The organism is Brevundimonas sp., from assembly GCF_041919755.1.
Classification (GTDB): domain Bacteria; phylum Pseudomonadota; class Alphaproteobacteria; order Caulobacterales; family Caulobacteraceae; genus Brevundimonas.
Genome location: NZ_JAYRTD010000005.1, coordinates 196712 through 222760, shown reverse-complemented (window position 1 = coordinate 222760; position 26049 = coordinate 196712). Strand labels below are relative to the sequence as shown.

The following is a 26049-nucleotide window of genomic DNA, read 5'->3' as shown; positions in this document are numbered from 1 at the left end:
GCAACAGGCCGACCCGCTGCGCAGGATGAAAGCTGCGCGGCCCGGCCTGTTGCTCACCCCACGCTGCGAGGCGTAACTAACCCAAGGACTCTGGTCGCCGCTGGATGAAAACTCAGGGGCACGTCACCGTTGACCGAACAGCACGAGCTGAAACGGATCGCCCTGGCCAAGCTGAAACGAGCCTTGGCGTCGCGCTGACCCACAAGATGTTGTGGTGAACCCGCGTCAGGCCTAAATGGATCGCCGCTCAAGCCTCGGGGATTCCAGTGACCGCCTTCACCCACGCCGACTATTTCGCGAAAAGCCTCGCCGCCGCCGATCCCGACATCTTCACCGGCATCCAGGGCGAGCTGGCGCGGCAGAAGGAACAGATCGAGCTGATCGCGTCCGAGAACATCGTCTCGCAGGCGGTGCTGGAGGCGCAGGGGTCGGTCCTGACCAACAAATATGCCGAGGGCTATCCGGGGCGTCGCTACTATGGTGGCTGCGAATACGTCGATGTGACCGAGGATCTGGCGCGGTCGCGGGCCAAGGAACTGTTCGGCTGCGCCTTCGCCAACGTCCAGCCGCACTCGGGGGCCCAGGCGAACCAGGCGGTGTTCCAGGCTTTGCTGCAGCCCGGCGACACCTTCCTGGGCATGGATCTGGCGGCGGGCGGCCACCTGACGCACGGCAGCCCCGCCAACCAGTCGGGCAAGTGGTTTCGGCCCGTCACCTATACGGTGCGCCAGGACGATCACCTCATCGATTACGACAACGTCGCCGAAATGGCCGAGCGCGAGAAGCCCAGGCTGATCATCGCCGGGGCCAGCGCCTATTCGCGTCATATCGACTTCAAGCGGTTTCGCGAGATCGCTGACAGTGTCGGGGCCTATCTGATGGTCGACATGGCCCACTATGCGGGTCTGGTCGCCGGAGGCGTCTATCCCGACCCGCTGCCGCACGCCCACATCGTCACGACCACGACGCACAAGACCCTGCGTGGTCCGCGCGGCGGCATGGTGCTGTCGAACGACACCGAGATCGGCAAGAAGATCAACTCCGCCGTCTTCCCGGGCCTGCAGGGCGGGCCGCTGGAGCATGTGATCGCGGCCAAGGCCGTGGCCTTCGGCGAGGCGCTGAAGCCGGAGTTCAAGGCCTACGCCCAGCAGGTCGTGGACAATGCCCGGGCCCTGGCCGCCGTTCTGGTCGAGCGTGGGGCCGCCATTGTTTCAGGCGGCACCGACAGCCACCTGATGCTGGTCGATCTGCGGCCCAAGGGCGTGACGGGCAAGGCGACTGAGGCCGCCCTGGAACACGCCCTGATGACCTGCAACAAGAATGGCGTGCCCTTCGATACCGCGCCCTTCACCGTGACGTCTGGTGTTCGCCTAGGGACACCTGCTGGCACGACGCGCGGCTTTGGCGTGGCCGAGTTCCAGCAGGTCGGCCACTGGATCGCCGATGTGATCGATTCCATGAAGGGCACGGACGAGGCCGATCCGGCGGTTCAGGCCCGCGTGGCAGGCGAAGTTCGCGAACTGACCGCGCGCTTCCCGATCTACGGATAGCCCGCGATGAAATGCCCCTTCTGCGGACATGCCGACACCCAGGTGAAGGACAGTCGCCCGTCGGACGACGGCGCGGCCATCCGGCGCCGACGGTCGTGCCCGCAGTGCAACGGGCGTTTCACGACCTTCGAGCGGGTCCAGTTGCGCGAACTGATGATCTTGAAGCGCAACGGGCGGCGGGCGCCCTTCGACCGCGACAAGCTGGAGCGGTCGCTGGGCATCGCGCTGCGCAAACGCCCGGTCCAGCCGGAGCAGGTCGAGCAGATGGTGTCGCGGATCGTGCGCCAGCTGGAGAGCCTGGGCGAGACGGAAATCCATTCCTCGACCGTCGGCGACTTCATCATGAAGGCACTGAAGTCGGTCGATGAAGTGGCTTATGTGCGATACGCCTCGGTCTACAAGGATTTCCGCGCCACCGGCGACTTCGCCCGCTTCCTGGGCGACGAAGGGCTGGACGAGCCGGGCAAGGGCTGATGCCCATCAAGGTGACACTGAAACTGGCGACGTCGCTGGACGGTCGCATCGCCATGCCGTCGGGCGAGAGCCGCTGGATCACGGGCGAGGCGGCGCGGGCGCAGGGGCATCGGCTGCGTGCGGCGCATGAGGCCATACTGGTCGGGGTCGAGACGGTGCTGGCGGACGATCCGGAACTGACGGTGCGGTTGGGGGAAGAGGGGCGTGACGTCGCTCAGCCCCTTCGTGTGGTCCTCGACAGCCGCCTCCGCACACCCTCGTCGGCTAAGGTCGCATCCGGCAATACCCTGATCCTGACCGCCACCGAGCCGCATCCCGTCGGTAGCGCCGAAGTCGTCCGGGTCGCGTCAGCCGATGGCCGACCCATCATCGAGGCCATCATCGGCGCTCTGTCCGAGCGCAATATCACCTCCGTGCTCATCGAAGGGGGAGGGCAGGTGGCGGCCGCCTTCATCAGCGCCGGCTGCATCGATCGACTGGAGTGGTTTCGCGCGCCTATCCTCCTCGGCGCGGAGGGACGCCCCTGTATCGCCGGCCTGGCCCTTGCGAAGCTGGGCAACGCCCCCAAGTTCCGTCGTCTGTCGGCCGAACCCCTCGGAGACGATTTGTGGGAACGCTATGAAGCGGTTCGCTAGCCCTTGCAGGCCCACCGGCGCTGGTGAGAAGGATCGAGCGACGACCTCCCATGCGGACTCAGTGGACCCAGTGGACTCTGTTTTTCGTCCACGTCTAAGCAGGCACGCCTGACATGTTCACCGGCATCATCACCGACATCGGCCGCGTGCGTTCCGTGCGCCAGACGGACCGTGACCACCGCTATGAGGTCGAGACCGTGTGGGACACGGCGACCATCGATCTGGGGGCCTCGATCAGCCATGCGGGCTGCTGCCTGACGGTCACCGAGAAAGGGCCCGGCTGGTTCGCGGTCGAGGTGTCGGGTGAGACGCTGTCGAAGACCACTCTGGGCGGCTGGGCCGAGGGGCATCGGGTCAATCTGGAGCGGGCGGCGAAACTGGGCGATGAACTGGGCGGCCATATCGTCTCGGGCCATGTGGATGGTCTGGGCCGCGTCGTCTCGGTGACGCCGGACGGCGGGTCGCACCGGATAGAGATCGAGGCTCCGGCCCCGCTGCACCGCTATATCGCCGCCAAGGGCTCGATCACCGTGGACGGGGTGTCCCTGACGGTCAACGCCGTCGAGGGCGCGATTTTCGGCCTGAACATCATCCCGCATACCTGGGAGGCGACCACCCTGGGCACTCTGAAAGCCGGGGATCCGGTCAATCTGGAGATCGACATGCTGGCGCGATACCTCGCGCGGTGGCAGGAGACGGCGTGATGCAATTGGCCGCGAACATGAATGACAGTCCGATCAGTCCCATCGAGGACATTCTGGAGGATGCCCGCAATGGGCGTCCCTACATCCTGGTGGATGCCGAGGACCGCGAGAACGAGGGGGATGTCATCATCCCGGCCCAGTTCGCGACCCCGGACCAGATCAACTTCATGGCCCGCCATGCGCGGGGCCTGATCTGTCTGGCCATCACCAGTGACCGCGCGCGGCAGCTTCGCCTGCCGCCCATGGCCGCCGACAATCGCACCAGCATGGGGACGGCCTTCACCGTTTCCATCGAGGCGCGCGAGGGCGTGACGACGGGGATTTCCGCCGCTGACCGCGCCCGGACCGTGCAGGTGGCCTCCGATCCGACCAAGGGAGCCGACGACATCGTCTCGCCGGGGCATGTGTTTCCGCTGGTCGCGCGGGACGGCGGTGTTCTGGTGCGGACCGGCCATACGGAGGCGGCGGTCGACATCAGCCGCATGGCCGGACTGACGCCTGCGGGCGTGATCTGCGAGGTCATGAACGACGACGGGTCGATGGCGCGGATGCCCGATCTGGTCGCCTTCGCCCAGTTGCATGGCCTGAAGATCGGTACCATCGCCGATCTGATCGCCTATCGCCGCCGCACCGAACGCTATGTCGAGCGGGTCATGGATACGCCGTTCGACAGCGTCCACGGCGGGCCGTTCCGCCTGATGCTGTATCGCAATACCATCGAGGGGGCCGAGCATATCGCCCTGGTCAAGGGCAAGGTCGAGGCCGGCAAGCCGACGCTGGTGCGCATGCACCAGGTCGATTTCGCTGCCGACATTCTGGGCCACGTCGAAGCGCGGCAAGACTATGTGCCCCAGGCTCTCAAGGCGATTTCGGATCATGACGGGGCGGGCGTGACCGTCTTCCTGCGCGACCCGGACCTGCATGGCTTGGCCGAGCGGCTGTCGGGGGTGCCCCGGCCGCAGGCGGCGGATCGTTCGCTGAAGAACTACGGGGTCGGGGCGCAGATCCTGCTGGACCTGGGCGTACGCGACATGATCGTGATGAGCTCTACCCGCCCCAATCCCACCGCTCTGGAGGGGTATGGCCTACGCATCGTCGGCTGGCGCAGCATGGATGGAGAAGAGCAATCCTGAGTGAACCCATCCGCGTCCTCATTGTCGAGGCGCGCTTCTATGACGATCTGGCCGACGCCCTGCTGGAAGGCGCGAAGGATGCCCTGCGCGAGCAGGGGGTGCAGTTCGACGTCGTTTCCGTGCCCGGCGCGCTGGAGGTGCCCACCGTCATTGCCCTCGCCGAAGAGGCCGGCCGCTATCCGACCGCGCCGCGTTATGACGGCTATGTCGCGCTGGGCTGCGTGATTCGTGGCGAGACCTATCATTTCGAGATCGTCTCGGATCAGTCGGCGGCCGGTATCCGCAATCTGGGCCTGAAGGGCATCATCATCGGCAACGGCATCCTGACCACCGAGGACGAGCATCAGGCCTGGGCGCGCGCCCGGATCAGCGAGGGGGACAAGGGCGGCGGCGCGGCCCGCGCGGCCCTGGACCTGATTGCGCTGCGCAAGCGGCTTCGCGTAGGACTGGGCTCGTGACCCAGCCCAACAGCATTCAATCCGTCCTCGAACAACTGGCAGAAAACCAGAAGGCCAATGCCGAGCCGCAGCTGAGCAGCCGTCAGAGGCGTGCCCGGACGGTCGCGCGTCTGGCCGCCGTCCAGGCCCTGTACCAGATGGAGCTGGCCGGCGAGGGCGTGGACACGGTCATCACCGAATTCTCCAACCACCGTTTCGACGCCGACATCGAAGGCGAGCCCCTGGCCGAGGCGGACGAGGACTATTTCGCCCAGATTGTGCGTGGCGTGGTCGGTGAGCAGTCGGCCATCGATGCGGCGGTCAAGGCGCGTCTGGCCTCCAACTGGCGGCTGGAGCGGCTGGACTCGACCCTGCGCGCCCTGCTGCGCAGCGGAGCGTGGGAGTTGCGGTCGCGCCCCGACGTGCCGCGCGAGATCGTGATCGACGAATATGTCGAGCTGGCCAAGGCCTTCTTCGACGAGGCGGAGGCCAAGTTCGTCAATGCTGCCCTGGATGGGGTAGCGCGGGACGTACGCGCGGCCTGATGCCCTCGGTCGATGTCGCCGGTGAGTTCGAGACCATCCGGCGATTGTTCGCGCCCCTGGCCCATCCCGAATGGGGCAGGGAACTGAAGGACGATGTTGCTGTTGTGCCGTCGCGGGCCGGCTTCGATCTGGTCCTGACCAAGGATGCGATGGTCGAGGGGGTGCACTTTCTGCCCGAAGACCCTCTGGACACAGTGGCGCAGAAGCTGTTGCGGGTAAACCTGTCTGACTTGGCGGCCAAGGGAGCGGAAGCCTTCGGCTATATGCTGGCCTGCCATTGGTCCGACCGCTGTGGCTGGCCCGAGCGGGAGGCCTTCGTCGACGGCCTGCGGCGTGATCAGGCGATCTTCGAAGTTTTACTGCTGGGCGGCGACACCGTCTCGACCAAGGGGCCGGCCAGCTTCTCCCTGACCCTGATGGGATGGACGCCGAAGGGACGGACGGTCGGGCGAGCGGGAGCCAGGCCCGGCGATGTGGTCATGGTCACGGGCGCGATCGGCGACGGCTGGCTGGGTCTGCAGGCGGCGCAGGGCAAGCTGTCGCTGGAGATGGAGCGGATCATCGCCCTGGTCGAACACTATCGCCGACCCATGCCCCAAACCGACTTCGCCACGACGATCCGCGATCTGGCCAGCGCATCCGTCGATGTGTCCGACGGCCTGATCGCGGATCTGGGCCATATCGCCTCGGCCAGTGGGGTTGGGCTGGAGATCGACCTGGAGGTCACGCCCCTGTCGCTGGCCGGCCAGGCCTGGTTCGAGCAGAGAGTCGATCCGCAGGCCGCGCTGGAGAAACTGGCCACTGGAGGCGACGACTATGAGATCGCCTTTACCGCTCCCGCAGCCAGCGAGGAGCTTCTGCGGCGCGAGGCGGACCGTCGGCATATTCCCCTCACGCGTGTCGGTCAGGTGGTCGCGGGCAAGGGCATGACCGTGCGCTATCAAGGTCAGGCCGTGACCTTGGCCAAGCCGGGGTTCACGCACAGCTAGGCTGCAAACGAAATCTCAAGCCCTGTTGGGTATTAGGATATCATGCGCCGTCGTGACCTCATTGCTGCCTCCGCTGTCCTGCCTGCCGGTCTGCTGGCGGGCGACGCCTTGGCTGGCGAGGATGCCCCGACCGGGCCCGCGCCGCTGAGCATCGCAGGTGTGGGTCTGCCGGTGATCACCGAGGGGCGCATCCGCAACTATGTCTTCGTTTCGCTGAGGCTGCATCTGGGTGCGGGCGCGACGGCGGAGGCTCTGCGGGTCAAGGAGCCCTATTTCCGCGACGCCCTGGTACGCGCCGCCTATCGCACGCCGTTCACGGTCGCGAACAACTGGACGGTCGTCGACGGGGCAGCCGTGGCGGCCAGCCTAATGCGGGCGGCCACGACCATCGCGGGGCGGGGCAAGGTCGCGCGGGTCGAGATCGTCAGCCAGACTCCGCGCCGCCGAACCGGTGTCCGCGCCGGCTGATCGCCGTTCACCGTAAGTGGTTGCGTCCTGTTGACGCATTTGCCAGTCTTCCGACGCAATCCCCACAGGACGCAGTTCCGCGTCCGTCGCGCACGGGGGGACCGGAAGGCGGAAGAGGCCAAAAAGGCCCGCCGCGCCAAGGATCCGGGCGCTCAATGCACTCAGGGTTTGGAAACGCCATGAACAATTATCTGTGGCTGGTCATCGCCGCAGGCGCGCTGGGAGTCCTTTATGGACTTGTCCAGACCGCGGCGCTGATGAAGGCCAGTACCGGCAACGACAAGATGCGCGAGATCGCCGCCGCGATCCAGGAGGGCGCATCCGCTTATCTGCGGCGGCAGTATATCACCATCGGCATGGTCGGGGTCGTCATCCTGATCGCCGCCTGGCTGCTGATCGGTGAATGGGCCGCGATCGGCTTCGTCATCGGCGCGGTTCTGTCCGGCCTGGCCGGCTTTGCGGGCATGCTGATCTCCGTCAGGGCCAATGTGCGCACGGCACAGGCCGCGTCGGAAAGTCTGTCCAAGGGACTGAACCTCGCGTTCCGCTCGGGTTCCATCACCGGCATGTTCGTGGCGGGCGGGGCCTTGCTGGGCGTCGCGGGCTATTATGCCGTCCTGACCGAAGGTCTAGGGCTGGAGCGTACGGGCCGAGAGGTCATCGACGGTCTGGTGGCACTGGGCTTCGGCGCTTCGCTGATCTCCATCTTTGCCCGCTTGGGCGGCGGCATCTTCACCAAAGGTGCGGACGTCGGCGGCGACATGGTCGGCAAGGTCGAGGCCGGCATCCCGGAAGACGATCCTCGCAATGCCGCGACCATCGCCGACAACGTCGGTGACAACGTCGGCGACTGCGCCGGCATGGCCGCCGACCTGTTCGAGACCTATGCGGTGACGACGGTGGCGACCATGGTGCTGGCGGCCATCTTCTTCCGCGACCAGCCCTATGTCGAAGCTATGATGCTGCTGCCGCTGGCGATCTGCGGCATCTGCGTGGTGACCTCGATCATCGGCAGCTTTTTCGTCCGTCTGGGCAAGTCCAACAACATCATGGGCGCGCTGTATCAGGGCCTGATCGTCACCGGCGTCCTGTCGGTCGGTGCGGTCTGGTGGGTCATCACGTCTATGACGCCTGCGACCATCACCGTGCCGGGCGTGGCTGAGGCCATTCCGGCCATGAACCTGTTCTGGTCCGGCCTGGTCGGCCTGGCGGTCACCGCCGCGATCGTGGTGATCACCGAATTTTACACCGGCTCGAACTTCCGCCCGGTGCGTTCGGTGGCCAACGCCTCGGTCTCGGGTCACGGCACCAATGTGATCCAGGGTCTGGCCGTCTCGCTTGAGTCCACGGCCCTGCCGGCCCTGACGATCATCGTCGGCATCGTGGTCAGCTTCCAGCTGGCCGGGCTGTTCGGCATCGCCATCGCCACCACGACCATGCTGGGCGTGGCGGGGATGATCGTGGCGCTAGACGCCTTCGGTCCCGTGACGGACAACGCGGGCGGCATCGCCGAAATGGCGGGCCTGCCCTCTGAAGTCCGTCATTCGACCGATGCCCTGGACGCGGTTGGCAACACCACCAAGGCGGTGACCAAGGGTTATGCGATCGGTTCGGCGGGCCTTGGCGCGCTGGTGCTGTTCGCCGCCTATACGTCGGACCTTCAGTACTTCTCGGCCAATCCCGCGGACTATCCGTTCTTCGCTAACATGGGTGCGGTAACCTTTGACCTGACCAACCCGTATGTCGTGGTCGGCCTGCTGTTCGGGGGGCTGTTGCCCTTCCTGTTCGGCGGGATGTCGATGATGGCGGTGGGACGTGCGGCCGAATCCGTCGTGGCCGAGGTGCGTCGCCAGTTCCGTGAAAACCCGGGCATCATGACCTATGAGACCAAGCCGGAATACGGCAAGGCGGTCGACATCCTGACGCGTGCCGCGATCCGCGAGATGATCGTGCCGTCCCTGCTGCCGGTGCTGTCGCCCATCGTGCTGTTCGTCGCCGTGCTGTTCCTGGCGGACAAGGCCAATGCCTTTGCCGCGCTGGGGGCCATGCTGATGGGTGTGATCGTGACGGGCCTGTTCGTCGCCATCTCGATGACTTCGGGCGGCGGGGCCTGGGATAATGCCAAGAAGGTGATCGAGGAAGGGTTCACCGACAAGAACGGCGTCGTCCACGGCAAAGGTTCGGAAGCGCACAAGGCCGCGGTGACTGGCGACACGGTCGGCGATCCCTACAAGGACACCTCCGGCCCGGCGGTGAACCCGATGATCAAGATCACGAACATCGTGGCCTTGCTGCTGCTGGCGGTGCTGGCGAGCGGGAAGATCGGTTAGGTTATCCCGACGGTTCAACGAAATGCGCCCCGGAGAGAGACCTCCGGGGCGTTATTCTTTTGGGGAGGGTGCTGGCCGTTAGTCGTCGCGGCGCTGCTGGCCGGGAACGTCCTCGTCGGTGCGTGGCAGCTGGCCGCGGCCGACGTTGCCGAGCAGCTGTTCCAGGATGGTCAGCTGGCGACCGCGGGTCGGGGTCTCATTGCCGTTCATAGCCAGGCGCTGACCATCTTCCAGACCCAGGGTGCGGACGGCCGCGACCTGACCGGCTTCGTTGAAGGTGATTTCCGTCACACTACGCTGCGTAACCTGGGGGCGGTTGTAGGTGTATTTTTCCGTCGTCTGGCTGATGTAGTACCAGATGGTGTCCTTCTCGAACGTCGAGGTGGTCGAGGGCGAGCCCAGACGGGTCAGGACGGTCTGGCGTGTGTCGGTGCCCGCGACGATATCCGTCGGCTTCGCGTCGATGGCCTGAAATCCGTTCTGGCCCACGGTCGGGGCACAGGCGACGGTCAGGACAGCGGCTGAAAGAACGGCGAAAGTCAGCTTGGTACGGAGCATGAGCGAGCCTGCGACAAAACAAGGTCTTTGACCTAACCGGACCTGCGCCTTAGTTCAACGGCGCGGCGGAAAAGGGGCCGTATGATCATGCTGTCAAAACTGTTTCGATCCCGACCCCACGCCAGGATGGGCGAGGCCCTGTATGAAAGGGCGGTCGATCAGGCGCGCCAGCCCGATTTTTACACGACGCTGGGGGTCACGGACCGGATCGATGCGCGGTTCGAACTTTACACCCTGCACGCCCTGCTGCTGATTCTGCGTCTGCGCGACGAGGACAAGACTGGCGAGGCGGGCGGGGCCGAGGCGGCGCAGTCTCTGTTCGACGCCTATGTGTCGGCGCTGGACCACGCGCTGCGCGAGCTGGGCGTGGGAGACACTTCCGTCGGCAAGAAGATGCGCAAGCTGGGCGAGGCGATGTACGGCCGGATGCAGGCCTATGAGACGCCCTTGCGTGCCGGCGATCACACGGCGCTGGCCAGCGGGCTGGCCCGCAATGTCTATGAAAGCGACGACCCCGCCACCGGAGACGCCCTGGCGCGTTACGCCGCGGCCAGCCGCCAGCGTTTGGCCGCGCAGGGTTTCAGTGATCTGGTGAAGAGCCCGGACTGGGCGGAGATTGCGGCATGATCGAAAGCGGCTTGCCCTACAGTGTTCCGGTGCGCCTGATTCAGGTCGGTGCGGGACTGGATCGTCGACTTGAGCCGGATGCGGCCGAGCGGGCAAGGATCGCCAAGTCGCTGGACCTGGCGTCGCTGGATGCCTTTGAGGCGGACATGCGGCTGGAACCCCATGGCAATGTCGGTTGGCGCGTGTCGGGGCGAGTACGGGCTGACGCGGTCCAGACCTGTGGTCTGACGCTGGAGCTGTTGCCGGTCCATATCGATGCAAAGTTCTCGATCCCGCTAACCGAGTCGGTCGAAACCGAAAGTGACGAGATCGATGTCACCCTGGATGACGATGCGCCCGATCTGATCGAGGATGGGCAGATTGATCTGGGCCAGTATGCCGTCGAGCAGCTGGCGCTGAAGCTGGATCCGTTTCCGCGCAAGCCGGGGGCGGAGTTTGTCCAGCCCGAGGAACCGGCGGAAATTTCGCCATTCGCGGTGCTGAAACAACTGAGACCGTCCGACGAAGGTTGACGCAGGGTCCGCGTGGTTGCATCCCGCCCGCGCGGGTCTATCCTTCCGCCTCGATGCGCCCGAGTCCCCGGCGCGACGGAGTCGTACCGGCTTGCCATCCTCCATTCTGATATCGCTCGACGGCATGGGCGGAGACCACGGTCCGCCCGTCGTGATCGCCGGCATCCGGGACTATCGCAGACAGCACGGCGGCGAAGATGTCCGCTTTCTGGTGCATGGCGACGAGGCCGCTATCCGTGCAGAGATGGCGAAGTGCGGTCTGGGCGACGACCTGATTGACGTGCGGCACACCGACAAGGTCGTGGGCATGGAAGAAAAGCCCGCCCAGGCTATGCGGCGCGGCAAGGGCTCCAGCCTGTGGAACGCCATCGAAACCGTGAAGACGGGCGAGGCGCACGCCGTCGTCTCTGCGGGCAACACCGGGGCGCTGATGGCCATCGCCAAGCTGATCCTGCGGATGTCGGCCCATGGGCTGGAGCGTCCGGCCATCGTGGCCAGCTGGCCGACGCTGCGCGGCGTGACTGCGGTGTTGGACGTCGGAGCCAATATTGAGAGCGATGCCGAACAGCTGATCGAATTCGCCATCATGGGCGAGGCCTTCCATGCTGCCGTGCATGGCGTGGCGCGCCCGACCGTCGGTATTCTGAACGTCGGCTCCGAGGACATAAAGGGCCATGAAGAGGTCCGCGAGGCTAGCCGCATTCTGCGCGACGGCGGCTTGGGCCTGAACTATCGCGGCTTCGTCGAGGGAGACGACATCGCCAAGGGCACGGTCGATGTGGTGGTCACCGACGGCTTCACCGGCAATATCGCGCTGAAGACGGCCGAAGGCGTGGCGCGGTTTATCTCGGCCCTGATGAAGGAGGCGCTGACGTCCAGCCTTCAGGCCAAGGTCGGCGCGGCGATCGCCATGCCAGCGCTCAAGGCCATGGGGCGCCGGATCGATCCCAGTTCGATTAATGGCGGACCCCTGCTCGGCCTGAACGGCATCGTGGTGAAGAGCCACGGAGGCGCGGATGCCAAGGGCTATGCCAACGCCATCCGCATCGCGGTCGATCTGGCCCGCAGCGACTATCTGACCAAGGTGCAGGACAGCCTGGGACGTCTGTCCGCGACCCTGGAACTGGCGGCGACCGCGCCGCAGACCGTGACGGAGCCTTTCCAGTGAGCGTAGTGCGCAGTGCCGTGACCGGCGTCGGGTCCTTCCTGCCCGAACAGGTCGTTACCAATGCCGACCTGGCCCAGATCGTCGATACTTCCGACGAATGGATCCAGGAGCGCACCGGTATCAAGCAGCGCCACAAGGCGCGTGACGGCCAGCCGACCAGCGACCTGGCCGTCGAGGCGGCTCGGCGAGCCCTTGCCGATGCGGGCAAGACCGTGACCGATGTCGATCTGATCATCGTGGCGACCACGACGCCGGATATGACGTTCCCGGCCACCGCCTCGATCGTGCAACGCAAGCTGGGCGCTTCGGTCGGCATTGCGTTTGACGTTCAGGCAGTCTGTTCGGGCTTCGTCTATGGGATGAGCGTGGCCGACGGCTTCGTGGCGCGCGGCCTGGCCAAATGCGCCCTTGTGATCGGTGCCGAGGAGATGACCCGGCTGATGGACTGGACCGACCGGTCGACCTGCGTCCTGTTCGGTGACGGGGCCGGGGCCTTCGTCATGGAACCGCGCGAGGGGCAGGGGACCAAGGCGGATCAGGGCCTGCTGGGCTTTGCCCTGCGCTGCGACGGCAACAAGACGGACCTTCTGTATGTCGACGGCGGGCCGGCGACGACGGGGACCGTCGGCCATCTGCGGATGGCGGGCAATCAGGTCTTCCGGCACGCGGTCGTCAATATCGCCGAGGCGATCACGGCGGCCTGCGAGGCGTCGGGCATCGAGGTGGCGGATGTCGACTGGTTCGTGCCGCACCAGGCCAATCAACGGATCATCAAGGGTGTCGGCGACCGGCTGGGTCTGGACGAGAACAAGGTGATTTCGACCGTCGCCATCCATGCAAATACGTCGGCGGCGTCGATTCCTCTGGCCATGGACGCCGCCATTCAGGATGGCCGGATCAAGCGAGGCGACATGGTCCTGCTGGAGGCCATGGGCGGCGGACTGACCTGGGGGGCCTGCGCCTTCCGGTTCTAGGCAGGAAATTCGGCTTTCCATTTGGCTGCGCTTGCCCTTTTATGGGGGCGAACGACCCTCGGAGGGGAGCGGCCTCGTGACCGACCAGCAAACACTGACCCGTGCCGACCTGTGTGAAGCCGTCCATGAAGAGGTCGGCTTGTCGCGTCTGGAATGCGCCGCCTTGGTGGAGCGCACTCTGGAACTGATCATCGAATCGCTGGAGCGCGGCGAGACCGTGAAGCTGTCCGGCTTTGGCGTTTTCCAGGTTCGCGAGAAGCGGGCGCGCATGGGCCGTAACCCCAAGACCGGAGAACCGGCGGCGATCAATCCGCGCCGGGTGATCAGCTTCCGCGCCTCGCAGATCATGAAGGGCCGGGTTCACGACGCGATCGTGAGCGCCTGACGCCCGTGGCCAAGAGCCCCAACGCCTTCCGCTCCATTTCCGAAGCCGCCGACGAGGTGGGCGTGCCCCAGCACGTGCTGCGATTCTGGGAGACGAAGTTCGCCTTCGTCGCGCCGATGAAGCGGGCCGGGGGCCGACGGTTCTATCGCCCGCAGGATCTGGTGCTGCTGAAGGCGGTCAAGCGCCTGCTGCACGACGAGGGTCTGACGATCAAGGGCGTGCTGCGGCTGCACAAGGAGCAGGGACTGAAAGCGCTGGCGCGCTACGGCGACCCCGGTGGCGTGGTCAGTTTCGATGGTGAAGAGGCTGTGGCCGTGCCGGATGCGAGACCGCCATCGGGTCGGGCGACGGTTCGGCTGCGTCAGGCCCTGGCCGAGATCGAGGGTGCGAGGGCCCGACTGGACGCCGTTCTGATGAGAAGCGCCAACTAAGCCATTTTTCCGTTTGCGGCGCGGCCAAGCCCGTCTATAGGGAGCGCCTCTCGGAGCGTGGCGCAGCCTGGTAGCGCACTTGACTGGGGGTCAAGGGGTCGCAGGTTCGAATCCTGTCGCTCCGACCATCTTCCCTTGACCCGGTCCATTTTTGTTTGTCCTAACGCTTGCGACGTGGTCGCGCGCTGCTTGAGGACATTGCTGGTCCTGATGCTCGCGACGCGGTCGCTCTCTTTTTTGAGGACGGTGTTGCGGTCAGTCTTTCGATTTGCCGCCCTCGGCCCATTTGATCAGTGGGAACAGCGGCACGCCCCAGGCGATGCCAGCGATGGCAAAGAAGGCCAGGTCGATCAGGGGCGAATCGGGAAGACGCTCGCCGATGGCGATCACAGCCCAAACGTAGAAGGTCAGAAAGGTGACGCTGCCCAAGGCGGCGATCAGACGGCGGAGACGCGGGTTCATCAGCGCTTGTTCCGGAACAGAAAGAAGGTGCCGAGCGACACGGCGGCCGCAATGCCGGACCAGGCCAGCCAGAGCCACTGCTGCGATGTCGCCACGCCGAAGACCCTGACCGCCAGAAACCAGCCGGCGACCGCGCCGACACCGGACACCAGCGCCATGGCGAAAAAGCCACGCCGTCCGGTCAGCATATCGGCCGCCCCGGCCAGGGCGACGGCGATGGCCACGGCGGCGGCGATCTGGGCGTAGGGCAAGCAGCGTCTCCTGTTGCGGCGATCAGACGCCGTAAAGCGACTGGCACTCGTCGTTCGGGGCGGGCATACCGCTCATCCCGGCGGTGGACCAGCGCCACTGCGAACAGTGTAACGGTCGGAACGGCAGGCGTCGAATGAAGCGTTTCAGCGCAAACGGGCAGAGCCGGGCGGTGGCGATCTGGCTTTTCGCGACCGCAGCCCTGGTCTTTGCCATGGTGGTCGTCGGCGGGGTGACGCGCCTGACCGGATCGGGCCTGTCGATCACGGAGTGGAAGCCGATCATGGGAGCCCTGCCGCCGATGAACGGTGCCGACTGGGCCGACGCCTTCCAGAAGTACAAGACGATCCCCCAGTACGAGCACATCAACCCGGACATGACCCTGGACGGATTCAAGACCATTTTCTGGTGGGAATGGGCGCACCGGTTCCTGGGCCGGATCATCGGGGTGGTGTTCGCCGTACCGTTCTTCGTCTTTCTGGCGCTGCGCAAGATTCCGAAGCGGCTGATCGGGCGGTGCGCGGTGCTGCTGGCCCTGGGCGGGCTGCAGGGCCTGATCGGCTGGTGGATGGTGTCCAGCGGCCTGTCGGAGCGGGTCGACGTCGCGCCGGAGCGACTGGCGACGCACCTGGGGCTGGCGCTGCTGATCTTCATGGGCCTGATCTGGACGGGGCTGGAAGCTTGGAGAGGCGAGGAGCATGCGCGGCCGCCCGTGGGCTGGAGCCGGGGGGCGGCGGTGCTGCTGGGGGCCGTGTTCGTGCAGTGTCTGCTGGGTGGACTGGTGGCGGGGGCCAAGGCGGGCTTCGTCTATACGGACTGGCCGCTGATGAACGGATCGGTCCTGCCGCCGGTCGAGTGGGGTGCGGGGGCGCTGACCTTCCTGCACGATCAGGCCCTGGTGCAGTTCAATCACCGCATCGCGGCCTATGCCCTGCTGATCGGCGGGACGGTCTATGCGGTGCAGGCCTGGCGGTGGCGGCTGGCCGAGGGGCTGGGAGTCAGCGCCATGGTCGTGGCGACCGTGCTTTGGATGCAGGCGGCGCTGGGCGTCGTCACCCTGATCCACGCCGTGCCCTTATGGCTGGGCGCGCTGCATCAGGCGGGAGCAGCGCTGGTTCTGGCCGTGGTGACGATCAACCTGTGGCTGGTGCGCCGGTCTCTGCCGCGTCTGTTCATGTCCGGACCGAGGACCAGGGTCCTCTGATCGCCAGGGTGATGCCCGGGTACATGATGTTGACGAACAGCACTTCGCCGTCGGGCGAAAAGACCGCCCCGGCGAACTCGGAGTTGCCGGCGAAGACGTTGCGGGCAATCGCATAGACCTGACCGTCCGGGGTGACGCCCTTCACATGATTGCGGACGTCATCGGAATAGTTGTCTTCGCAGACCACCAGATGACCCCAGGGCGCGACGGTGATGTTGTCGCCCATGTTCATGGTCCGCAGGTCCGCGCTTTCGGTGAACAGCTGCAGACGGCCGGGACGGTCGACCTCGCCGGTCTGGCCTTCGTCAGGCGAGGGGACATAGCGCATGATCTGGCCACGCTTCAGCGGTCCCCCCGAGGTGGCGGTCAGATACAGTTCGTTGTCGCCCCAATGAATGCCTTCGCCGCGGGCGACCAGCGCCGCACCGGTCGCGTGGCCGCGCAGACGCAGGTCGTCGTTCGGCGATTCGACGTCGTCCAGATCGATCCATACGACCTCGCGCCAGTCGCGCACGGCCCATTCGGCACTGTCCCAATTGCGGGTATCGGCGCGGGGCTTGTCCTTGAAGGCCATGGCCTGGAGGCGACCGCCCTCGACCAGCTTGCCGGGGGTATTGGGGATGAAGCGGTAGAAGAGGCCGTCGCCCTTGTCCTCGGTTTCGTAGACGATGCCCGTGCGGGGATCGACGCAGACGGCCTCATGCTCGAACCGGCCCATGGCTTTCAGCGGCACGGGATCGACCAGGCCGGTCGCAGTCGCGGGCACTTCGAAGATGAAGCCGTGCGGTTTGGTCACGTCCTTGTTGGCGGGCGTGTCGACATTCTCCTCGCAGGTCAGCCAGCTGCCCCACGGAGTCTGGCCGCCACAGCAGTTGGTCGAAGTGCCGGCGAGGGAGAGATGCTGGCTGACCTTCCGTCGCGTCGCCAGGTCGTAGATCAAGGTGGTGGTACCGCCGGGCAGGGCGCGACCGTCCTTGTAGGTGTCATAGCCCTTGGTGGGGTCCAGCAGGCCGATCCGCTGCTGATGAAAGCCGCCGGGACCAAGGTTGCGATGAAGGGCGCTGGAGCCCTTGAGCTCGTGGTTGCAGACCAGGGCGACGCGGGTACCCTCCAGCGGAAAGCAGCCCATGCCGTCCGGTTGGCCCGGGACGAACAGGCCGTCATCCATGGTGTCGCCGCTCTGGGACACGATCTCGTAGCTAAAGCCTTCGGGCAGATCGAGCAGCTTGTCGGGATCGGCGATCAGCGGGCCGTAACCATGGACGTCATTGACATAGGTTTCGCCCGTCGGAGCCGCCTGGGCCCTGACATTGCTGGCTAGGCCAGCAAAGGCGACGGCGGCGGCCGAGCCGGTGAACAGCTGACGACGATCAGGGCGCATGGGCAAATACTCTCCGAACCAAGCCCGCTTATGCCGGGCGGGGAGGGCGCAATCATCATGGTTCTGTGACGAAGCGCGGAATAACATAGGGTCCGGTGCGCAACGAGGTTGTCAGAAAATGCGGTATTTTATTACCGCATCCAAAAAGTTGTTTTTAGACATGAGGTTAGGCTGGAACAGGTCAATAAACTATCGTTGACCTCCAGACTTGCATCCCCTAGTAAGCGCGCCTTCCGCTTCTTCCGGCCATCTGGCGGGGAGGGGCCTCGTATCGCCTTCCCGGGAAACCCACGTCATGCTGAAGAGCACTACGGCTTCGCTGAAGCCGGCCGACGTCGAGAAGAAGTGGATCCACATCGATGCCGAAGGCGTCGTGGTGGGCCGTCTCGCGACGTTCATCGCCAACCGTCTGCGCGGCAAGCACCGCGGCGACTACACCCCCCACGTCGATTGCGGCGACTATGTCGTCGTCACCAACGTCGACAAGGTGGTGTTCACCGGCAAGAAGAACACCGACAAGATCTACTACCGCCACACCGGTCACCCGGGCGGCGTCAAGCAGACGACGCCGGAAAAGGTCCTGAATGGCCGTTTCCCCGAGCGCGTCCTTGAAAAGGCTGTCGAGCGCATGCTGCCCAAGGAGAGCCCGCTGGCTCGCAAGCAGATGACGCATCTGCGCCTGTTCGCCGGTTCGACCCACGACCACGAAGCCCAGAAGCCCGAGACGATCGACTTCAAGTCGGCCTCGACCAAGAACACCCGGAGCGTCTGAGCATGACCGACGTCACCAACACCGAAACCGCCACCGGCTTCGATGCTCTGAAGAGCATGCAGACCCCCGGCGCGGGCGAAGAGCACCCCGTCTACGAGCAGAAGCTGGACGCTCAGGGCCGCGCCTATTCGACCGGCAAGCGCAAGAACGCGATCGCCCGCGTCTGGGTAAAGCCCGGCACCGGCAAGTTCACGATCAACGGCAAGGATCAGATGCAGTATTTCGCCCGCGAAATCCTGCGCATGATGATTGCCCAGCCGCTGGTCGTCACCGGCCGTGAAACCCAGTTCGACGTGGTCTGCACCGTCGAGGGCTCGGGCCTGTCTGGCCAGGCCGGCGCGATCCGCCATGGCCTGTCGCACGCCCTGACCCACTACGAGCCGGCGCTGCGCCCGGTCCTGAAGCCGCACGGCTTCCTGACCCGCGACAGCCGCGTCGTCGAGCGCAAGAAGTACGGCCGCGCCAAGGCCCGCAAGTCCTTCCAGTTTTCGAAGCGCTAGTCGGTCACAGCGGCGACTTGGATTACAAGGGCGCTCCGGGGAAACCTGGAGCGCCTTTTTCTTTGGCAGCCAGAAGGGCTGAAGAACATGTCTAAATACTGCGTAAGACACTGGTCCGGGGTCCGTGAGTCGTTCGGAAATTATCGCTACGAGATCACGCAGAATGGCGAGGTCGTCGCCGAGTATTTCCACGACTACCGGGGTGACGAGAAGTGGCTCGAGGTCCGGGGTTCAACGCACGACTGCGACAACATATTGACGGGGGGCGGTCCTCAGCCTCTCGGCCTGAGTCAAGAGGCCGAAGCACTTTTGGATCGCTTTCTGGAGTTCACGGGTTGACCCACACCATCTTCATCGACGGCGAGGCCGGGACCACGGGGCTGGAGATTCGCGAGCGGCTGGAGGCGCGCGGCGATCTAGATCTGATCCTGCTCGGCGACCGGCGGCGCGAGGTCGAGGCGCGGCGCGAGGCGCTGAATGCGGCCGATGCGGTAATCCTGTGCCTGCCGGACGACGCGGCGAAGGAGGCGGTCGCCATGATCGACAACCCGGCGGTGCGGGTGATCGACGCCTCGACGGCCTTTCGGGTCGATCCGTCCTGGACCTATGGTTTTGCGGAGATGGCACCGGGTCAGAGAGAGCGGATCGCAGGCGCGACGCGGGTGTCGAATCCGGGCTGCTATCCGACCGGCTTTATCGGCCTGATCGCACCGCTGGTGCGGGCGGGGCTGCTGCCCGCCGACTGGCCCGTGACGGTCAATGCGGTATCCGGCTATTCCGGCGGCGGCAAAGCGATGATCGCGGAGTTCGAGGGCGGAACCCCGACCCCCTTCCGCGCCTATGGCCTTTCGCTGACGCACAAGCATGTGCCGGAGATGACGCGGCATACGGGCCTGTCGCGCGACGTGCTGTTCGCGCCGGCAGTCGGCAACTATCGCCAGGGCATGCTGGTCGAGGTGCCGCTGCATCTGTCGGCCCTGCCCGAGACACCGTCCATCGAGCGCATCCATGGAGCTCTCGTCGAAGCCTACGACGGCCAGAGGTTCGTCGAGGTGGCGGAGCTCGAGAGGACCGAGGCGATGACGGGTCTGGATCCCGAGGGCCTGAACAGCACCAACCGGATGCGGCTGCATGTATTCGGCGACCGGTCGGGCGGGCAGGCGCGGCTGGTGGCCCTGCTGGACAACCTGGGCAAGGGCGCGTCGGGTGCGGCGGTGCAGAACCTGAACCTGATGCTGGGGCTGGACGAGGGCGCGGGACTGGGGTGATCCGCCGCGCTTGAAACCTACGCGGTCCTGCCGACGTATATCCGGTCATGACCCAGACCCTGAGCCGTCGAACCCTGTTCCTGACCGCCGGTGCGGTCGCACTGACCGGCTGTGCGCCCGAGACGGCGGACGCCTCGACCCGTCAGTACGCCAACTCGCCCTTCCGCCGCGTGACGGATGCGCAGTGGCGGCAGCGTCTTCCCCGCGCGGCCTATGACGTCCTGCGCCATGAGGCCACCGAGCGGCCGGGCTCCAGCCCTCTGAACAACGAGAGCCGGCGCGGGACCTTTGTCTGTCGCGGCTGCGACCTGCCGCTGTTCCGGTCGCAGTGGAAGTACGACAGCCGCACGGGCTGGCCCAGCTTCTATGACGTCATCGCCGCCAATATCGGGACCAAGACCGACTATGCGATCGGCATACCGCGCACGGAATACCACTGCGCCCGCTGCCTGGGGCATCAGGGCCATGTGTTCGACGACGGTCCGCGCCCCACGGGCAAACGCTACTGCAACAACGGCGTGGCGCTGAAGTTCGTCCCGGCCTGACCGGTCAGCCCTGTTCTCTGGCCGTGAGGGCCGATTGGATGGTGATGCCGAAAAGGATAGAGCCGATCACCACCATCAGGCCGTAGTTGAAGCCCCTGACGAAGAACGGCACGACCGCCATCACAGTAACGATAGTGGGGAAAATACCCGCCCAGATGGCCGAGGTCGGGGCCAGCGGACTGATCATGGGCGGCCGGTCGGCATTCAGCTTCATCAGCTTGGACAGCGGTTTATTCAACCCCACGAAGATGATGGTGTACAGCACCGCCAGCGCCGGGTTCAGCCAGCCCGGCCCCGGCTCGCCATAGACGGTGGCCGTCATCGTCAGCAGCAAAAGCGGAATGCCGGTCGCAAAGGCCAGCAGCAGGTTGGGTTCGATACGCGTCAACTCTTGACCTTCACATAGGAGCCAGGTGCCGGTTCTATCGGCGAAAGTGGGCCGGATTTGGGGTCGCGGGCCGCCACCCACTCGCCGGACTTGTCATGCAGCCACCCGGCCCAGTGGTTCCACCAACTGCCGGGATGCTCTTCGGCTCCGGCCTGCCATTCGGCCAGGTTGGCGGGTAGGGCGGGGTTGGTCCAGTGCTGGTATTTGTTGGCGCTGGGCGGATTGATAACGCCTGCGATATGGCCCGATCCGGCCAGCGTCAGGGTCACGTCGGCGTTGGTGAAGGCCTTTGCCGAGCGATAGACCGAGTTCATCGGCGCGATGTGATCCTCGCGGCTGGCCTGGAAATATAGCGGGATCGTCACCTTTGACAGATCGACCGTGATGCCGCCGATCTCGAACTGCCCCTGGGACAGCCGGTTCTGCCCGTACATGGAGCGCAGATAGTCCATGTGCAGCCGCTTGGGCATGCGGGTCTGGTCCGCGTTCCAGAACAGCAAATCGAAGGCCGCCGGCGACTTGCCCATCAGATAGTTGGACACGAAGAACGACCAGATCAGGTCGTTGGCCCTCAGCGCATTGAAGGTGTCGGCCATGGCCGCGCCGGGCAGTACGCCGCCGGCGGCATCCATCTGTTCCTCAATCTGCTGTAGCCAGTGCTCGTCGGTGAACAGCAACAGATCGCCCGCCTCGGCGAAGTCGTGCTGGGCCGCGAAGAAGGTGGTCGAGGCGACGGGCTGCACGCGCTTTTCGGCCATATGGGCGAGGGCCGCCCCCAGCAAAGTGCCGCCGATGCAGTAGCCGACGGTGTTCAACCGCTTCGACCCCGACTGTTCGAGGACCTTGGCGACGGCGCGATAGATGCCTTTTTCCAGATAGTCGTCGAAGCCGAAGTCGGCCTTGTCCACGTCCGGATTCACCCACGAGCAGACGAAGACGGTGAACCCCTGGGCCGAAAGCCAGCGGATCAGGGAATTCTCCGGCTGCAGGTCCATGATGTAGAATTTGTTGATCCACGGCGGGAAGATCAGCAGGGGGATGGCCCGCTGCTTCTCTGTGGCGGCATCGTACTGGATCAGTTCGAACAGCTCGTCACGCCAGACGACCTGGCCCGGCGCGGTAGCGACGTTCTCGCCCACGACGAACCGGCCGTAGTCGGCCTGGCTGATCTTCAGCTTGCCGGCCCCGCGCTCCATGTCGGCGGCGAAGTTCTGCATGCCCCGGACCAGCGATTCGCCATTGGTCTCAGCCAGGGCTTTCAGGGCCGCGGGGTTGGAGGCCAGGAAGTTCGACGGCGAAAAGGCATCGGTCAGCAGCTTGGTAAAGAACTCGGCGCGGCGCTTGGTCAGGGGATCGACGTCCTCGACGCTGGATACCAGCCCGTTCATCCAGTCGGCTGTGACCAGATAGGACTGGCGCATCATGTCGAACATCGGATTTTCCGACCAGGCCGGATCCTTGAACCGCTTGTCCTTCGACGGCTGAGGCGCTTCCTCTCCCGCCGCCCGTCGCGTCGTGGCGGCCCACAGGTCCATGTAGCGGTTGAACAGATCGGCCTGCGCCGCGAACAGCCGGTCGGGGCGCGACGCCAGGCTGGTCATCACGCTGTTCATCGCCGGGCCGACATTGAACGGGTCGGGCGACAGGGCGGCGGGACCCGAATTTGCCGTCTGCGACAGCGCGGCCTCGGCAATGGCGGTCTGGGCCGTCATGGCGGCGCGAGCCAGATTCAAAGACAGCGTTTCAATCATCTGCCGCTGCTCGGCACCGACATCGGCAAAGGGGAATGACGGCGCTCCCGTTTCCGGCGGTTGCGCCGATGGCGCGGAGGCTTCTGGCGGGGCCGTCTCGAGAATGGGGGGCGGTACCGCCTCCATGCGCTCAGCGGTTTTTGCTCGGGGACGGGGCGGCTTGGGCGACGTGGGGCGGCCAGACTTGCGAGGGCCGGGGGGCACGACGGAAGGCGGCGGCGAGGACGGAGACTTGGCCATGGTCGGGCTCCCGAAAGATCGTCGCGTGGTGCGAGAGACATGTGCCCGCCCTTCCGCCTGTCGCAATCATGGCATATGAGCGCACCTGAAATGAACGCATTGATCCAGAAAATCGGCAGCGTCCTGTTCCTGGCGGTCTGCGCCTCGGTGCTGACGGCCTGTGCGTCCTCGTTCAACCCGCGCACCGATGAGACATCGCCGGTCGCAGCGCGGGTCCAGGCTCTGGTCGATGCGAATCGCGAGTATCCGCGCTGGGCCGACTTCCCGAAATCCACCGAACCCGCCCCGACGCCGACGTCCATCGCCGCTGAGGTCAACACTTTGAGGGTCACGCGCGGTGCACTTGCCGGAGAGGTGGCACGCATCGACTGGACCCTGACCGACGATCCGGCGGCATTTGCGGAGGCTCTGCGGTCCCGCGTCGCGGCCACCGCCGTAGCGCCAGCGACCCAGCAGACCCAGGCCGAGATCGACGAATACCTGCGCCGTGCCCGCGAACGTGGTCGCGCGCCCCCACCCATCACGCGCCGCCAGTAGCGGCCTGGCCGACGCGCTCGCCCGGATCGGAGAATCCGGCGATCATAACCTTCAGGAGATACGCCCATGGCCGATCAGGCCCCTTACGCCTCTACTTTGGCTGCCGACGCGGCGCGCGTGACCGAACTGGCCGCCATCGCGTCCTGGGCCCAGATCGGACGCGGCGACGAGAAGCACGCAGATCAGCTGGCGGTGGACGCCATGCGCACGGCCCTGAATGCCCTGGATATCGACGGCAAGATCGTGATCGGCGAGGGCGAGCGCGACGAAGCCCCCATGCTGTACATCGGCGAGAAGGTCGGCACCGGCAAAGGCCCGGCCATCGACATCGCTCTGGATCCGCTGGAAGGCACCACCCTGACCGCCAAGGCCATGGCCAATGCCCTGACGGTTCTGTCGATGTCGCCGGGCGGAGGCATGCTGCATGCGCCCGACACCTATATGGACAAGATCGCCATCGGTCCCGGCTATGCGCCCGGCACCGTCGATCTGGATATGACGCCGGGCGATAACGTCCGCTCGCTGGCCTCGGCCAAGGGTGTGCGCCCGGACGACATCACCGTCTGCGTCATGGACCGTCCACGCCACGCCGAACTGATCGCCGCCCTGCGCGAGGTCGGGGCCAAGGTCATGCTGATTACTGACGGTGATGTGGCCGGGGTCATCCATACGGCCGAGCCGGACACGGGCATCGACCTGTATCTGGGGTCCGGCGGAGCGCCGGAAGGCGTGCTGGCGGCCTCGGCCCTGAAATGCGTCGGCGGGCATTTCCAGGGGCGTCTGATCTTCCGCAATGACGAGGAGCGCGCGCGGGCCAATCATACGGGCGTCACCGATTTCGATCGCAAATATGATCTGCATGAGCTGGTTTCCAAGGATGCCATCTTTGCGGCGACTGGCGTAACCAAGGGCGCGATGCTGGACGGGGTGCAGGTCAAGGACGGCTTCGTCTCGACGCACACACTGGTCATGGATTCCTCGACCCGCACGGTTCAGCGCATCCGCACGATCCGCCCGCTCTGATGGCCGACGGCGCGGGCCAGCCTGCGTTTCTGGGCATCTCCCGCTCGCTGTCGGGCCGGGCCTGGCGGCAGCGCCCGGCCGAGGCCGGCCTGATTCGTGCGCACATGCAGACCCTGGGCCTGGACGAGCCGCTGGCACGCGCGCTGGCAGCACGCGGCGTGCAGGCGGACCAAGGGGCGAACTTCCTGCGACCGACGCTGAAGGCGATGTTTCCCGATCCGTCCAGCTTCATGGACATGGACGTCGCGGCTCAGGTCATCGTCGAGGCCCTGCAGGCCGGTCAGTCCATCCATGTGTTCGCCGACTATGACGTCGATGGCGCATCCAGCGCGGCCTTGCTGGTCCGCTGGTTTCGGGCATTGGGCGCTGACCTGCCGATCTATGTGCCCGATCGCCTGACCGAGGGCTATGGCCCCAGCGCCAAGGCGTTCGACACCTTGAAGGCCTCCGGGGCTGATCTGGTCATCACGGTCGACTGTGGGGCGGCGGCCAACGAGGCCGTGGCGCACGCGGCGGCTATCGGGCTGAAGGTCGTCGTCATCGATCACCACATGATGCGCGAGCAGCCGCCTGTCTGTGCTGCCGTGGTCAATCCGAACCGGCCGGGCTGTGGCTCTGGTCAGGGCAATCTGGCGGCTGCGGGGGTCGTATTCGTGCTGCTGGCCGCGCTGAACCGGGAGGGGCGGGGTAGGGGGCTGTTCGTCGATCGCAAGGAGCCGGACATCCGCCAGTGGCTTGATCTGGCGGCCATGGGCGCGATCTGCGACGTGACGGGCCTGACCGGCTTCAACCGCGCCCTGACCAGCTTGGGACTGCGCGTCATGTCGGACTGGGGCAATCCGGGTCTACGAGCGCTTCTTGCGGCTGCAGGCGCCGAGCCAGGGCCGGCCAAGTCCAATCACGCGGGCTTCATTCTAGGGCCTCGGATCAACGCGGGCGGGCGGATCGGTAAATCCGACCTGGGGGCGCGGCTGCTGTCGACTGACGACGAAGCCGAGGCTGTGTCGCTGGCGGCTGAACTGCATGCGCTGAACATCGAGCGCCGCGAGGTGGAGCGGTTGGTGACCGACGAGGCGACGCGCCGTGTCGAGGCGACGGGCGCGCATGAAGACGGGTCCGCGGTCGTAGTCATCGAGGGCGCGGACTGGCATCCCGGCGTCGTCGGCATCGTCGCCGGGCGTCTGCGTGAGCGCTGGCGCAAGCCGGTCGTGGTGATCGGCGTCGATGCGATCAACGGTATCGGCAAGGGCTCGGGTCGGTCTCAGCCCGGCATGAACCTGGGCAAGGCGATCCAGGCTGCCTGGAACGAGGGCGTGCTGCTCGCGGGCGGTGGCCATGCGATGGCGGCCGGCCTGACCGTGCGGGTCGAGGCTATCGGCCGTCTGCGCGATTTCTTGAACGAGCGGATGGCAGGTGAACAGGCCGAGGCCGAAGCATTGGACGGCGTCGAGATCGACGCCCTGATCGAGCCGGGTGCGGCGACGCGCGGCCTTTTCGAGCAATTCGAGCAGCTGGCTCCCTTCGGTCCGGCGAATCCAGAGCCCCTCTTTGCCCTGTCGCACGTCAGCGCGCGTGAGGCCGTGGCGATGACGGGAGGGCACGTTCGGTGCCGGCTGGTCGGAGCCGACGGCGCTTCGGTCAAGGCCATCGCTTGGCGCTGTGCCGACCTGCCCTCCGGTCAGGCCTTGCTGTCGGGGCAGGGCGGACTGAGTGTCGTCGGTCGTCTGAAGGCTGACGACTGGAACGGTCGCAAGGGTGTCCAGTTCGAGATCGAGGATGTGGCCGATCCGCGGATGAATTAATCGCTCA

The 26049-nt window shown here is 65.7% G+C and carries 30 protein-coding genes and 1 tRNA gene; 25 read left to right on the top strand and 6 right to left on the bottom strand.

The annotated features are described in order from the left end of the window. The first annotated feature begins 266 nt into the window (after positions 1–266). The 10 genes from glyA to ACE3TH_RS08880 all read left to right on the top strand — a co-directional run bounded on the left by glyA (position 267) and on the right by ACE3TH_RS08880 (position 9265). The gene (gene glyA / locus ACE3TH_RS08925) at positions 267–1550 is read left to right on the top strand and encodes a serine hydroxymethyltransferase (protein ID WP_374599332.1); all 1284 of its coding nucleotides are present in this window, start codon (positions 267–269) and stop codon (positions 1548–1550) included. A gap of 6 nt (positions 1551–1556) precedes the next feature. Continuing rightward, a complete protein-coding gene (nrdR, locus tag ACE3TH_RS08920) occupies positions 1557–2024 on the top strand; it encodes a transcriptional regulator NrdR (protein ID WP_374599330.1) in 468 nt (155 codons plus the stop codon). Further along, positions 2024–2659, top strand: coding sequence for a RibD family protein (locus tag ACE3TH_RS08915; RefSeq protein ID WP_374599328.1), 636 nt, complete (start codon positions 2024–2026; stop codon positions 2657–2659). The genes nrdR and ACE3TH_RS08915 overlap by 1 nt, the downstream gene beginning before the upstream one ends. A gap of 113 nt (positions 2660–2772) precedes the next feature. Next, positions 2773–3363 (top strand): riboflavin synthase, encoded by a 591-nt coding sequence (locus ACE3TH_RS08910; protein ID WP_374599326.1) that lies wholly within the window; start codon positions 2773–2775, stop codon positions 3361–3363. Beyond that, positions 3363–4496 (top strand): 3,4-dihydroxy-2-butanone-4-phosphate synthase, encoded by a 1134-nt coding sequence (gene ribB / locus ACE3TH_RS08905; protein ID WP_374599324.1) that lies wholly within the window; start codon positions 3363–3365, stop codon positions 4494–4496. Before ACE3TH_RS08910 ends, ribB begins: the two co-directional genes overlap by 1 nt. After that, the gene (gene ribH / locus ACE3TH_RS08900; RefSeq protein ID WP_374599348.1) at positions 4490–4954 is read left to right on the top strand and encodes a 6,7-dimethyl-8-ribityllumazine synthase; all 465 of its coding nucleotides are present in this window, start codon (positions 4490–4492) and stop codon (positions 4952–4954) included. The genes ribB and ribH overlap by 7 nt, the downstream gene beginning before the upstream one ends. Then, positions 4951–5478, top strand: a complete 528-nt coding sequence (nusB, locus tag ACE3TH_RS08895) for a transcription antitermination factor NusB (RefSeq protein ID WP_296167682.1) — start codon at positions 4951–4953, stop codon at positions 5476–5478. Before ribH ends, nusB begins: the two co-directional genes overlap by 4 nt. Continuing rightward, complete coding sequence (gene thiL / locus ACE3TH_RS08890) at positions 5478–6467, top strand: thiamine-phosphate kinase (protein WP_374599322.1); 990 nt, start codon at positions 5478–5480, stop codon at positions 6465–6467. Before nusB ends, thiL begins: the two co-directional genes overlap by 1 nt. 42 nt (positions 6468–6509) lie before the next feature. Further along, a complete protein-coding gene (locus ACE3TH_RS08885) occupies positions 6510–6935 on the top strand; it encodes a hypothetical protein (RefSeq protein WP_374599320.1) in 426 nt (141 codons plus the stop codon). A gap of 179 nt (positions 6936–7114) precedes the next feature. Next, positions 7115–9265 (top strand): sodium-translocating pyrophosphatase, encoded by a 2151-nt coding sequence (locus tag ACE3TH_RS08880; RefSeq protein WP_374599318.1) that lies wholly within the window; start codon positions 7115–7117, stop codon positions 9263–9265. A gap of 78 nt (positions 9266–9343) precedes the next feature. Here the strand turns inward: ACE3TH_RS08880 and ACE3TH_RS08875 are convergent, their stop codons facing one another. After that, positions 9344–9823 carry an outer membrane protein assembly factor BamE gene (locus ACE3TH_RS08875; RefSeq protein WP_374599317.1) on the bottom strand — a complete coding sequence of 160 codons (480 nt, stop codon included), beginning with the start codon at positions 9821–9823 and terminating at the stop codon, positions 9344–9346. 87 nt (positions 9824–9910) lie between these two features. Between ACE3TH_RS08875 and ACE3TH_RS08870 the strand changes: the two genes are divergently transcribed. From ACE3TH_RS08870 to ACE3TH_RS08840, 7 genes are all read left to right on the top strand, one after another. Next, positions 9911–10450 (top strand): ubiquinol-cytochrome C chaperone family protein, encoded by a 540-nt coding sequence (locus ACE3TH_RS08870; RefSeq protein ID WP_374599314.1) that lies wholly within the window; start codon positions 9911–9913, stop codon positions 10448–10450. Next, the gene (locus tag ACE3TH_RS08865; RefSeq protein ID WP_374599312.1) at positions 10447–10962 is read left to right on the top strand and encodes a DUF177 domain-containing protein; all 516 of its coding nucleotides are present in this window, start codon (positions 10447–10449) and stop codon (positions 10960–10962) included. The genes ACE3TH_RS08870 and ACE3TH_RS08865 overlap by 4 nt, the downstream gene beginning before the upstream one ends. A gap of 124 nt (positions 10963–11086) precedes the next feature. Continuing rightward, entirely contained in the window at positions 11087–12130 is a 1044-nt protein-coding gene (gene plsX / locus ACE3TH_RS08860; RefSeq protein ID WP_374599346.1) for a phosphate acyltransferase PlsX, read from the top strand. Beyond that, on the top strand, positions 12127–13104 hold the full coding sequence (locus ACE3TH_RS08855; protein WP_374599310.1) for a beta-ketoacyl-ACP synthase III: 978 nt from the start codon (positions 12127–12129) through the stop codon (positions 13102–13104). The genes plsX and ACE3TH_RS08855 overlap by 4 nt, the downstream gene beginning before the upstream one ends. Before the next feature lie 76 nt (positions 13105–13180). Beyond that, positions 13181–13489 (top strand): integration host factor subunit alpha, encoded by a 309-nt coding sequence (locus ACE3TH_RS08850; protein WP_374599308.1) that lies wholly within the window; start codon positions 13181–13183, stop codon positions 13487–13489. 5 nt (positions 13490–13494) lie between these two features. Further along, on the top strand, positions 13495–13920 hold the full coding sequence (locus tag ACE3TH_RS08845; protein ID WP_374599306.1) for a MerR family transcriptional regulator: 426 nt from the start codon (positions 13495–13497) through the stop codon (positions 13918–13920). Between the two features lie 51 nt (positions 13921–13971). After that, a tRNA-Pro gene (locus ACE3TH_RS08840) sits at positions 13972–14048 on the top strand. 127 nt (positions 14049–14175) lie between these two features. Here ACE3TH_RS08840 and ACE3TH_RS08835 read toward each other — a convergent pair. Continuing rightward, positions 14176–14382, bottom strand: a complete 207-nt coding sequence (locus ACE3TH_RS08835; protein WP_374599304.1) for a DUF2842 domain-containing protein — start codon at positions 14380–14382, stop codon at positions 14176–14178. Beyond that, the gene (locus ACE3TH_RS08830) at positions 14382–14633 is read right to left on the bottom strand and encodes an LPXTG cell wall anchor domain-containing protein (RefSeq protein ID WP_374599302.1); all 252 of its coding nucleotides are present in this window, start codon (positions 14631–14633) and stop codon (positions 14382–14384) included. The genes ACE3TH_RS08835 and ACE3TH_RS08830 overlap by 1 nt, the downstream gene beginning before the upstream one ends. Positions 14634–14767: 134 nt before the next feature. Between ACE3TH_RS08830 and ACE3TH_RS08825 the strand changes: the two genes are divergently transcribed. Further along, entirely contained in the window at positions 14768–15835 is a 1068-nt protein-coding gene (locus ACE3TH_RS08825; RefSeq protein WP_374599300.1) for a COX15/CtaA family protein, read from the top strand. On the opposite strand, the gene ACE3TH_RS08820 is transcribed toward ACE3TH_RS08825, so the two are convergent. Then, positions 15804–17216, bottom strand: coding sequence for an alkaline phosphatase PhoX (locus ACE3TH_RS08820; protein WP_374599298.1), 1413 nt, complete (start codon positions 17214–17216; stop codon positions 15804–15806). The genes ACE3TH_RS08825 and ACE3TH_RS08820 overlap by 32 nt on opposite strands. Before the next feature lie 295 nt (positions 17217–17511). Here ACE3TH_RS08820 and rplM point away from each other — a divergent pair, with 295 nt between their 5' ends. From rplM to msrB, 4 genes are all read left to right on the top strand, one after another. Continuing rightward, positions 17512–17988 carry a 50S ribosomal protein L13 gene (gene rplM, locus ACE3TH_RS08815; RefSeq protein WP_292169462.1) on the top strand — a complete coding sequence of 159 codons (477 nt, stop codon included), beginning with the start codon at positions 17512–17514 and terminating at the stop codon, positions 17986–17988. A 2-nt stretch (positions 17989–17990) separates the two neighbouring features. Next, positions 17991–18488, top strand: coding sequence for a 30S ribosomal protein S9 (gene rpsI / locus ACE3TH_RS08810; RefSeq protein ID WP_374599296.1), 498 nt, complete (start codon positions 17991–17993; stop codon positions 18486–18488). A gap of 335 nt (positions 18489–18823) precedes the next feature. Continuing rightward, on the top strand, positions 18824–19756 hold the full coding sequence (argC, locus tag ACE3TH_RS08805) for an N-acetyl-gamma-glutamyl-phosphate reductase (protein WP_374599294.1): 933 nt from the start codon (positions 18824–18826) through the stop codon (positions 19754–19756). Positions 19757–19803: 47 nt separating this feature from the next. Then, positions 19804–20301, top strand: coding sequence for a peptide-methionine (R)-S-oxide reductase MsrB (msrB, locus tag ACE3TH_RS08800; RefSeq protein ID WP_374599292.1), 498 nt, complete (start codon positions 19804–19806; stop codon positions 20299–20301). A 4-nt stretch (positions 20302–20305) separates the two neighbouring features. Here msrB and ACE3TH_RS08795 read toward each other — a convergent pair whose 3' ends face one another. Next, the gene (locus tag ACE3TH_RS08795) at positions 20306–20689 is read right to left on the bottom strand and encodes a hypothetical protein (RefSeq protein WP_374599290.1); all 384 of its coding nucleotides are present in this window, start codon (positions 20687–20689) and stop codon (positions 20306–20308) included. Then, entirely contained in the window at positions 20686–22680 is a 1995-nt protein-coding gene (phaC, locus tag ACE3TH_RS08790; RefSeq protein WP_374599288.1) for a class I poly(R)-hydroxyalkanoic acid synthase, read from the bottom strand. Before phaC ends, ACE3TH_RS08795 begins: the two co-directional genes overlap by 4 nt. Before the next feature lie 90 nt (positions 22681–22770). On the opposite strand from phaC, the gene ACE3TH_RS08785 reads away from it, so the two are divergent. From ACE3TH_RS08785 to recJ, 3 genes are all read left to right on the top strand, one after another. Next, positions 22771–23217 carry a hypothetical protein gene (locus ACE3TH_RS08785; RefSeq protein ID WP_374599286.1) on the top strand — a complete coding sequence of 149 codons (447 nt, stop codon included), beginning with the start codon at positions 22771–22773 and terminating at the stop codon, positions 23215–23217. A 66-nt stretch (positions 23218–23283) separates the two neighbouring features. Beyond that, positions 23284–24240, top strand: a complete 957-nt coding sequence (gene glpX, locus ACE3TH_RS08780; protein WP_374599284.1) for a class II fructose-bisphosphatase — start codon at positions 23284–23286, stop codon at positions 24238–24240. Further along, positions 24240–26042, top strand: coding sequence for a single-stranded-DNA-specific exonuclease RecJ (recJ, locus tag ACE3TH_RS08775; protein WP_374599282.1), 1803 nt, complete (start codon positions 24240–24242; stop codon positions 26040–26042). The genes glpX and recJ overlap by 1 nt, the downstream gene beginning before the upstream one ends. The last annotated feature ends 7 nt before the right edge of the window (positions 26043–26049 follow it).

What these genes read in the sequence shown, in the direction of transcription:
- ACE3TH_RS08885 (WP_374599320.1), top strand. Translation starts at nt 6,510, where the DNA reads ATGCGCCGTCGTGACCTCATTGCTGCCTCCGCTGTCCTGCCTGCCGGT.
- recJ (WP_374599282.1), top strand. Translation starts at nt 24,240, where the DNA reads ATGGCCGACGGCGCGGGCCAGCCTGCGTTTCTGGGCATCTCCCGCTCG.
- thiL (WP_374599322.1), top strand. Translation starts at nt 5,478, where the DNA reads ATGCCCTCGGTCGATGTCGCCGGTGAGTTCGAGACCATCCGGCGATTG.
- plsX (WP_374599346.1), top strand. Translation starts at nt 11,087, where the DNA reads ATGGGCGGAGACCACGGTCCGCCCGTCGTGATCGCCGGCATCCGGGAC.
- ACE3TH_RS08785 (WP_374599286.1), top strand. Translation starts at nt 22,771, where the DNA reads ATGAACGCATTGATCCAGAAAATCGGCAGCGTCCTGTTCCTGGCGGTC.
- ACE3TH_RS08825 (WP_374599300.1), top strand. Translation starts at nt 14,768, where the DNA reads ATGAAGCGTTTCAGCGCAAACGGGCAGAGCCGGGCGGTGGCGATCTGG.
- ACE3TH_RS08915 (WP_374599328.1), top strand. Translation starts at nt 2,024, where the DNA reads ATGCCCATCAAGGTGACACTGAAACTGGCGACGTCGCTGGACGGTCGC.
- ACE3TH_RS08875 (WP_374599317.1), bottom strand. Translation starts at nt 9,823, where the DNA reads ATGCTCCGTACCAAGCTGACTTTCGCCGTTCTTTCAGCCGCTGTCCTG.
- rplM (WP_292169462.1), top strand. Translation starts at nt 17,512, where the DNA reads ATGCTGAAGAGCACTACGGCTTCGCTGAAGCCGGCCGACGTCGAGAAG.
- nrdR (WP_374599330.1), top strand. Translation starts at nt 1,557, where the DNA reads ATGAAATGCCCCTTCTGCGGACATGCCGACACCCAGGTGAAGGACAGT.
- ACE3TH_RS08910 (WP_374599326.1), top strand. Translation starts at nt 2,773, where the DNA reads ATGTTCACCGGCATCATCACCGACATCGGCCGCGTGCGTTCCGTGCGC.
- msrB (WP_374599292.1), top strand. Translation starts at nt 19,804, where the DNA reads ATGACCCAGACCCTGAGCCGTCGAACCCTGTTCCTGACCGCCGGTGCG.
- ACE3TH_RS08870 (WP_374599314.1), top strand. Translation starts at nt 9,911, where the DNA reads ATGCTGTCAAAACTGTTTCGATCCCGACCCCACGCCAGGATGGGCGAG.
- phaC (WP_374599288.1), bottom strand. Translation starts at nt 22,680, where the DNA reads ATGGCCAAGTCTCCGTCCTCGCCGCCGCCTTCCGTCGTGCCCCCCGGC.
- ACE3TH_RS08835 (WP_374599304.1), bottom strand. Translation starts at nt 14,382, where the DNA reads ATGAACCCGCGTCTCCGCCGTCTGATCGCCGCCTTGGGCAGCGTCACC.
- ACE3TH_RS08820 (WP_374599298.1), bottom strand. Translation starts at nt 17,216, where the DNA reads ATGCGCCCTGATCGTCGTCAGCTGTTCACCGGCTCGGCCGCCGCCGTC.
- rpsI (WP_374599296.1), top strand. Translation starts at nt 17,991, where the DNA reads ATGACCGACGTCACCAACACCGAAACCGCCACCGGCTTCGATGCTCTG.
- ACE3TH_RS08865 (WP_374599312.1), top strand. Translation starts at nt 10,447, where the DNA reads ATGATCGAAAGCGGCTTGCCCTACAGTGTTCCGGTGCGCCTGATTCAG.
- ACE3TH_RS08880 (WP_374599318.1), top strand. Translation starts at nt 7,115, where the DNA reads ATGAACAATTATCTGTGGCTGGTCATCGCCGCAGGCGCGCTGGGAGTC.
- ribB (WP_374599324.1), top strand. Translation starts at nt 3,363, where the DNA reads ATGCAATTGGCCGCGAACATGAATGACAGTCCGATCAGTCCCATCGAG.
- glpX (WP_374599284.1), top strand. Translation starts at nt 23,284, where the DNA reads ATGGCCGATCAGGCCCCTTACGCCTCTACTTTGGCTGCCGACGCGGCG.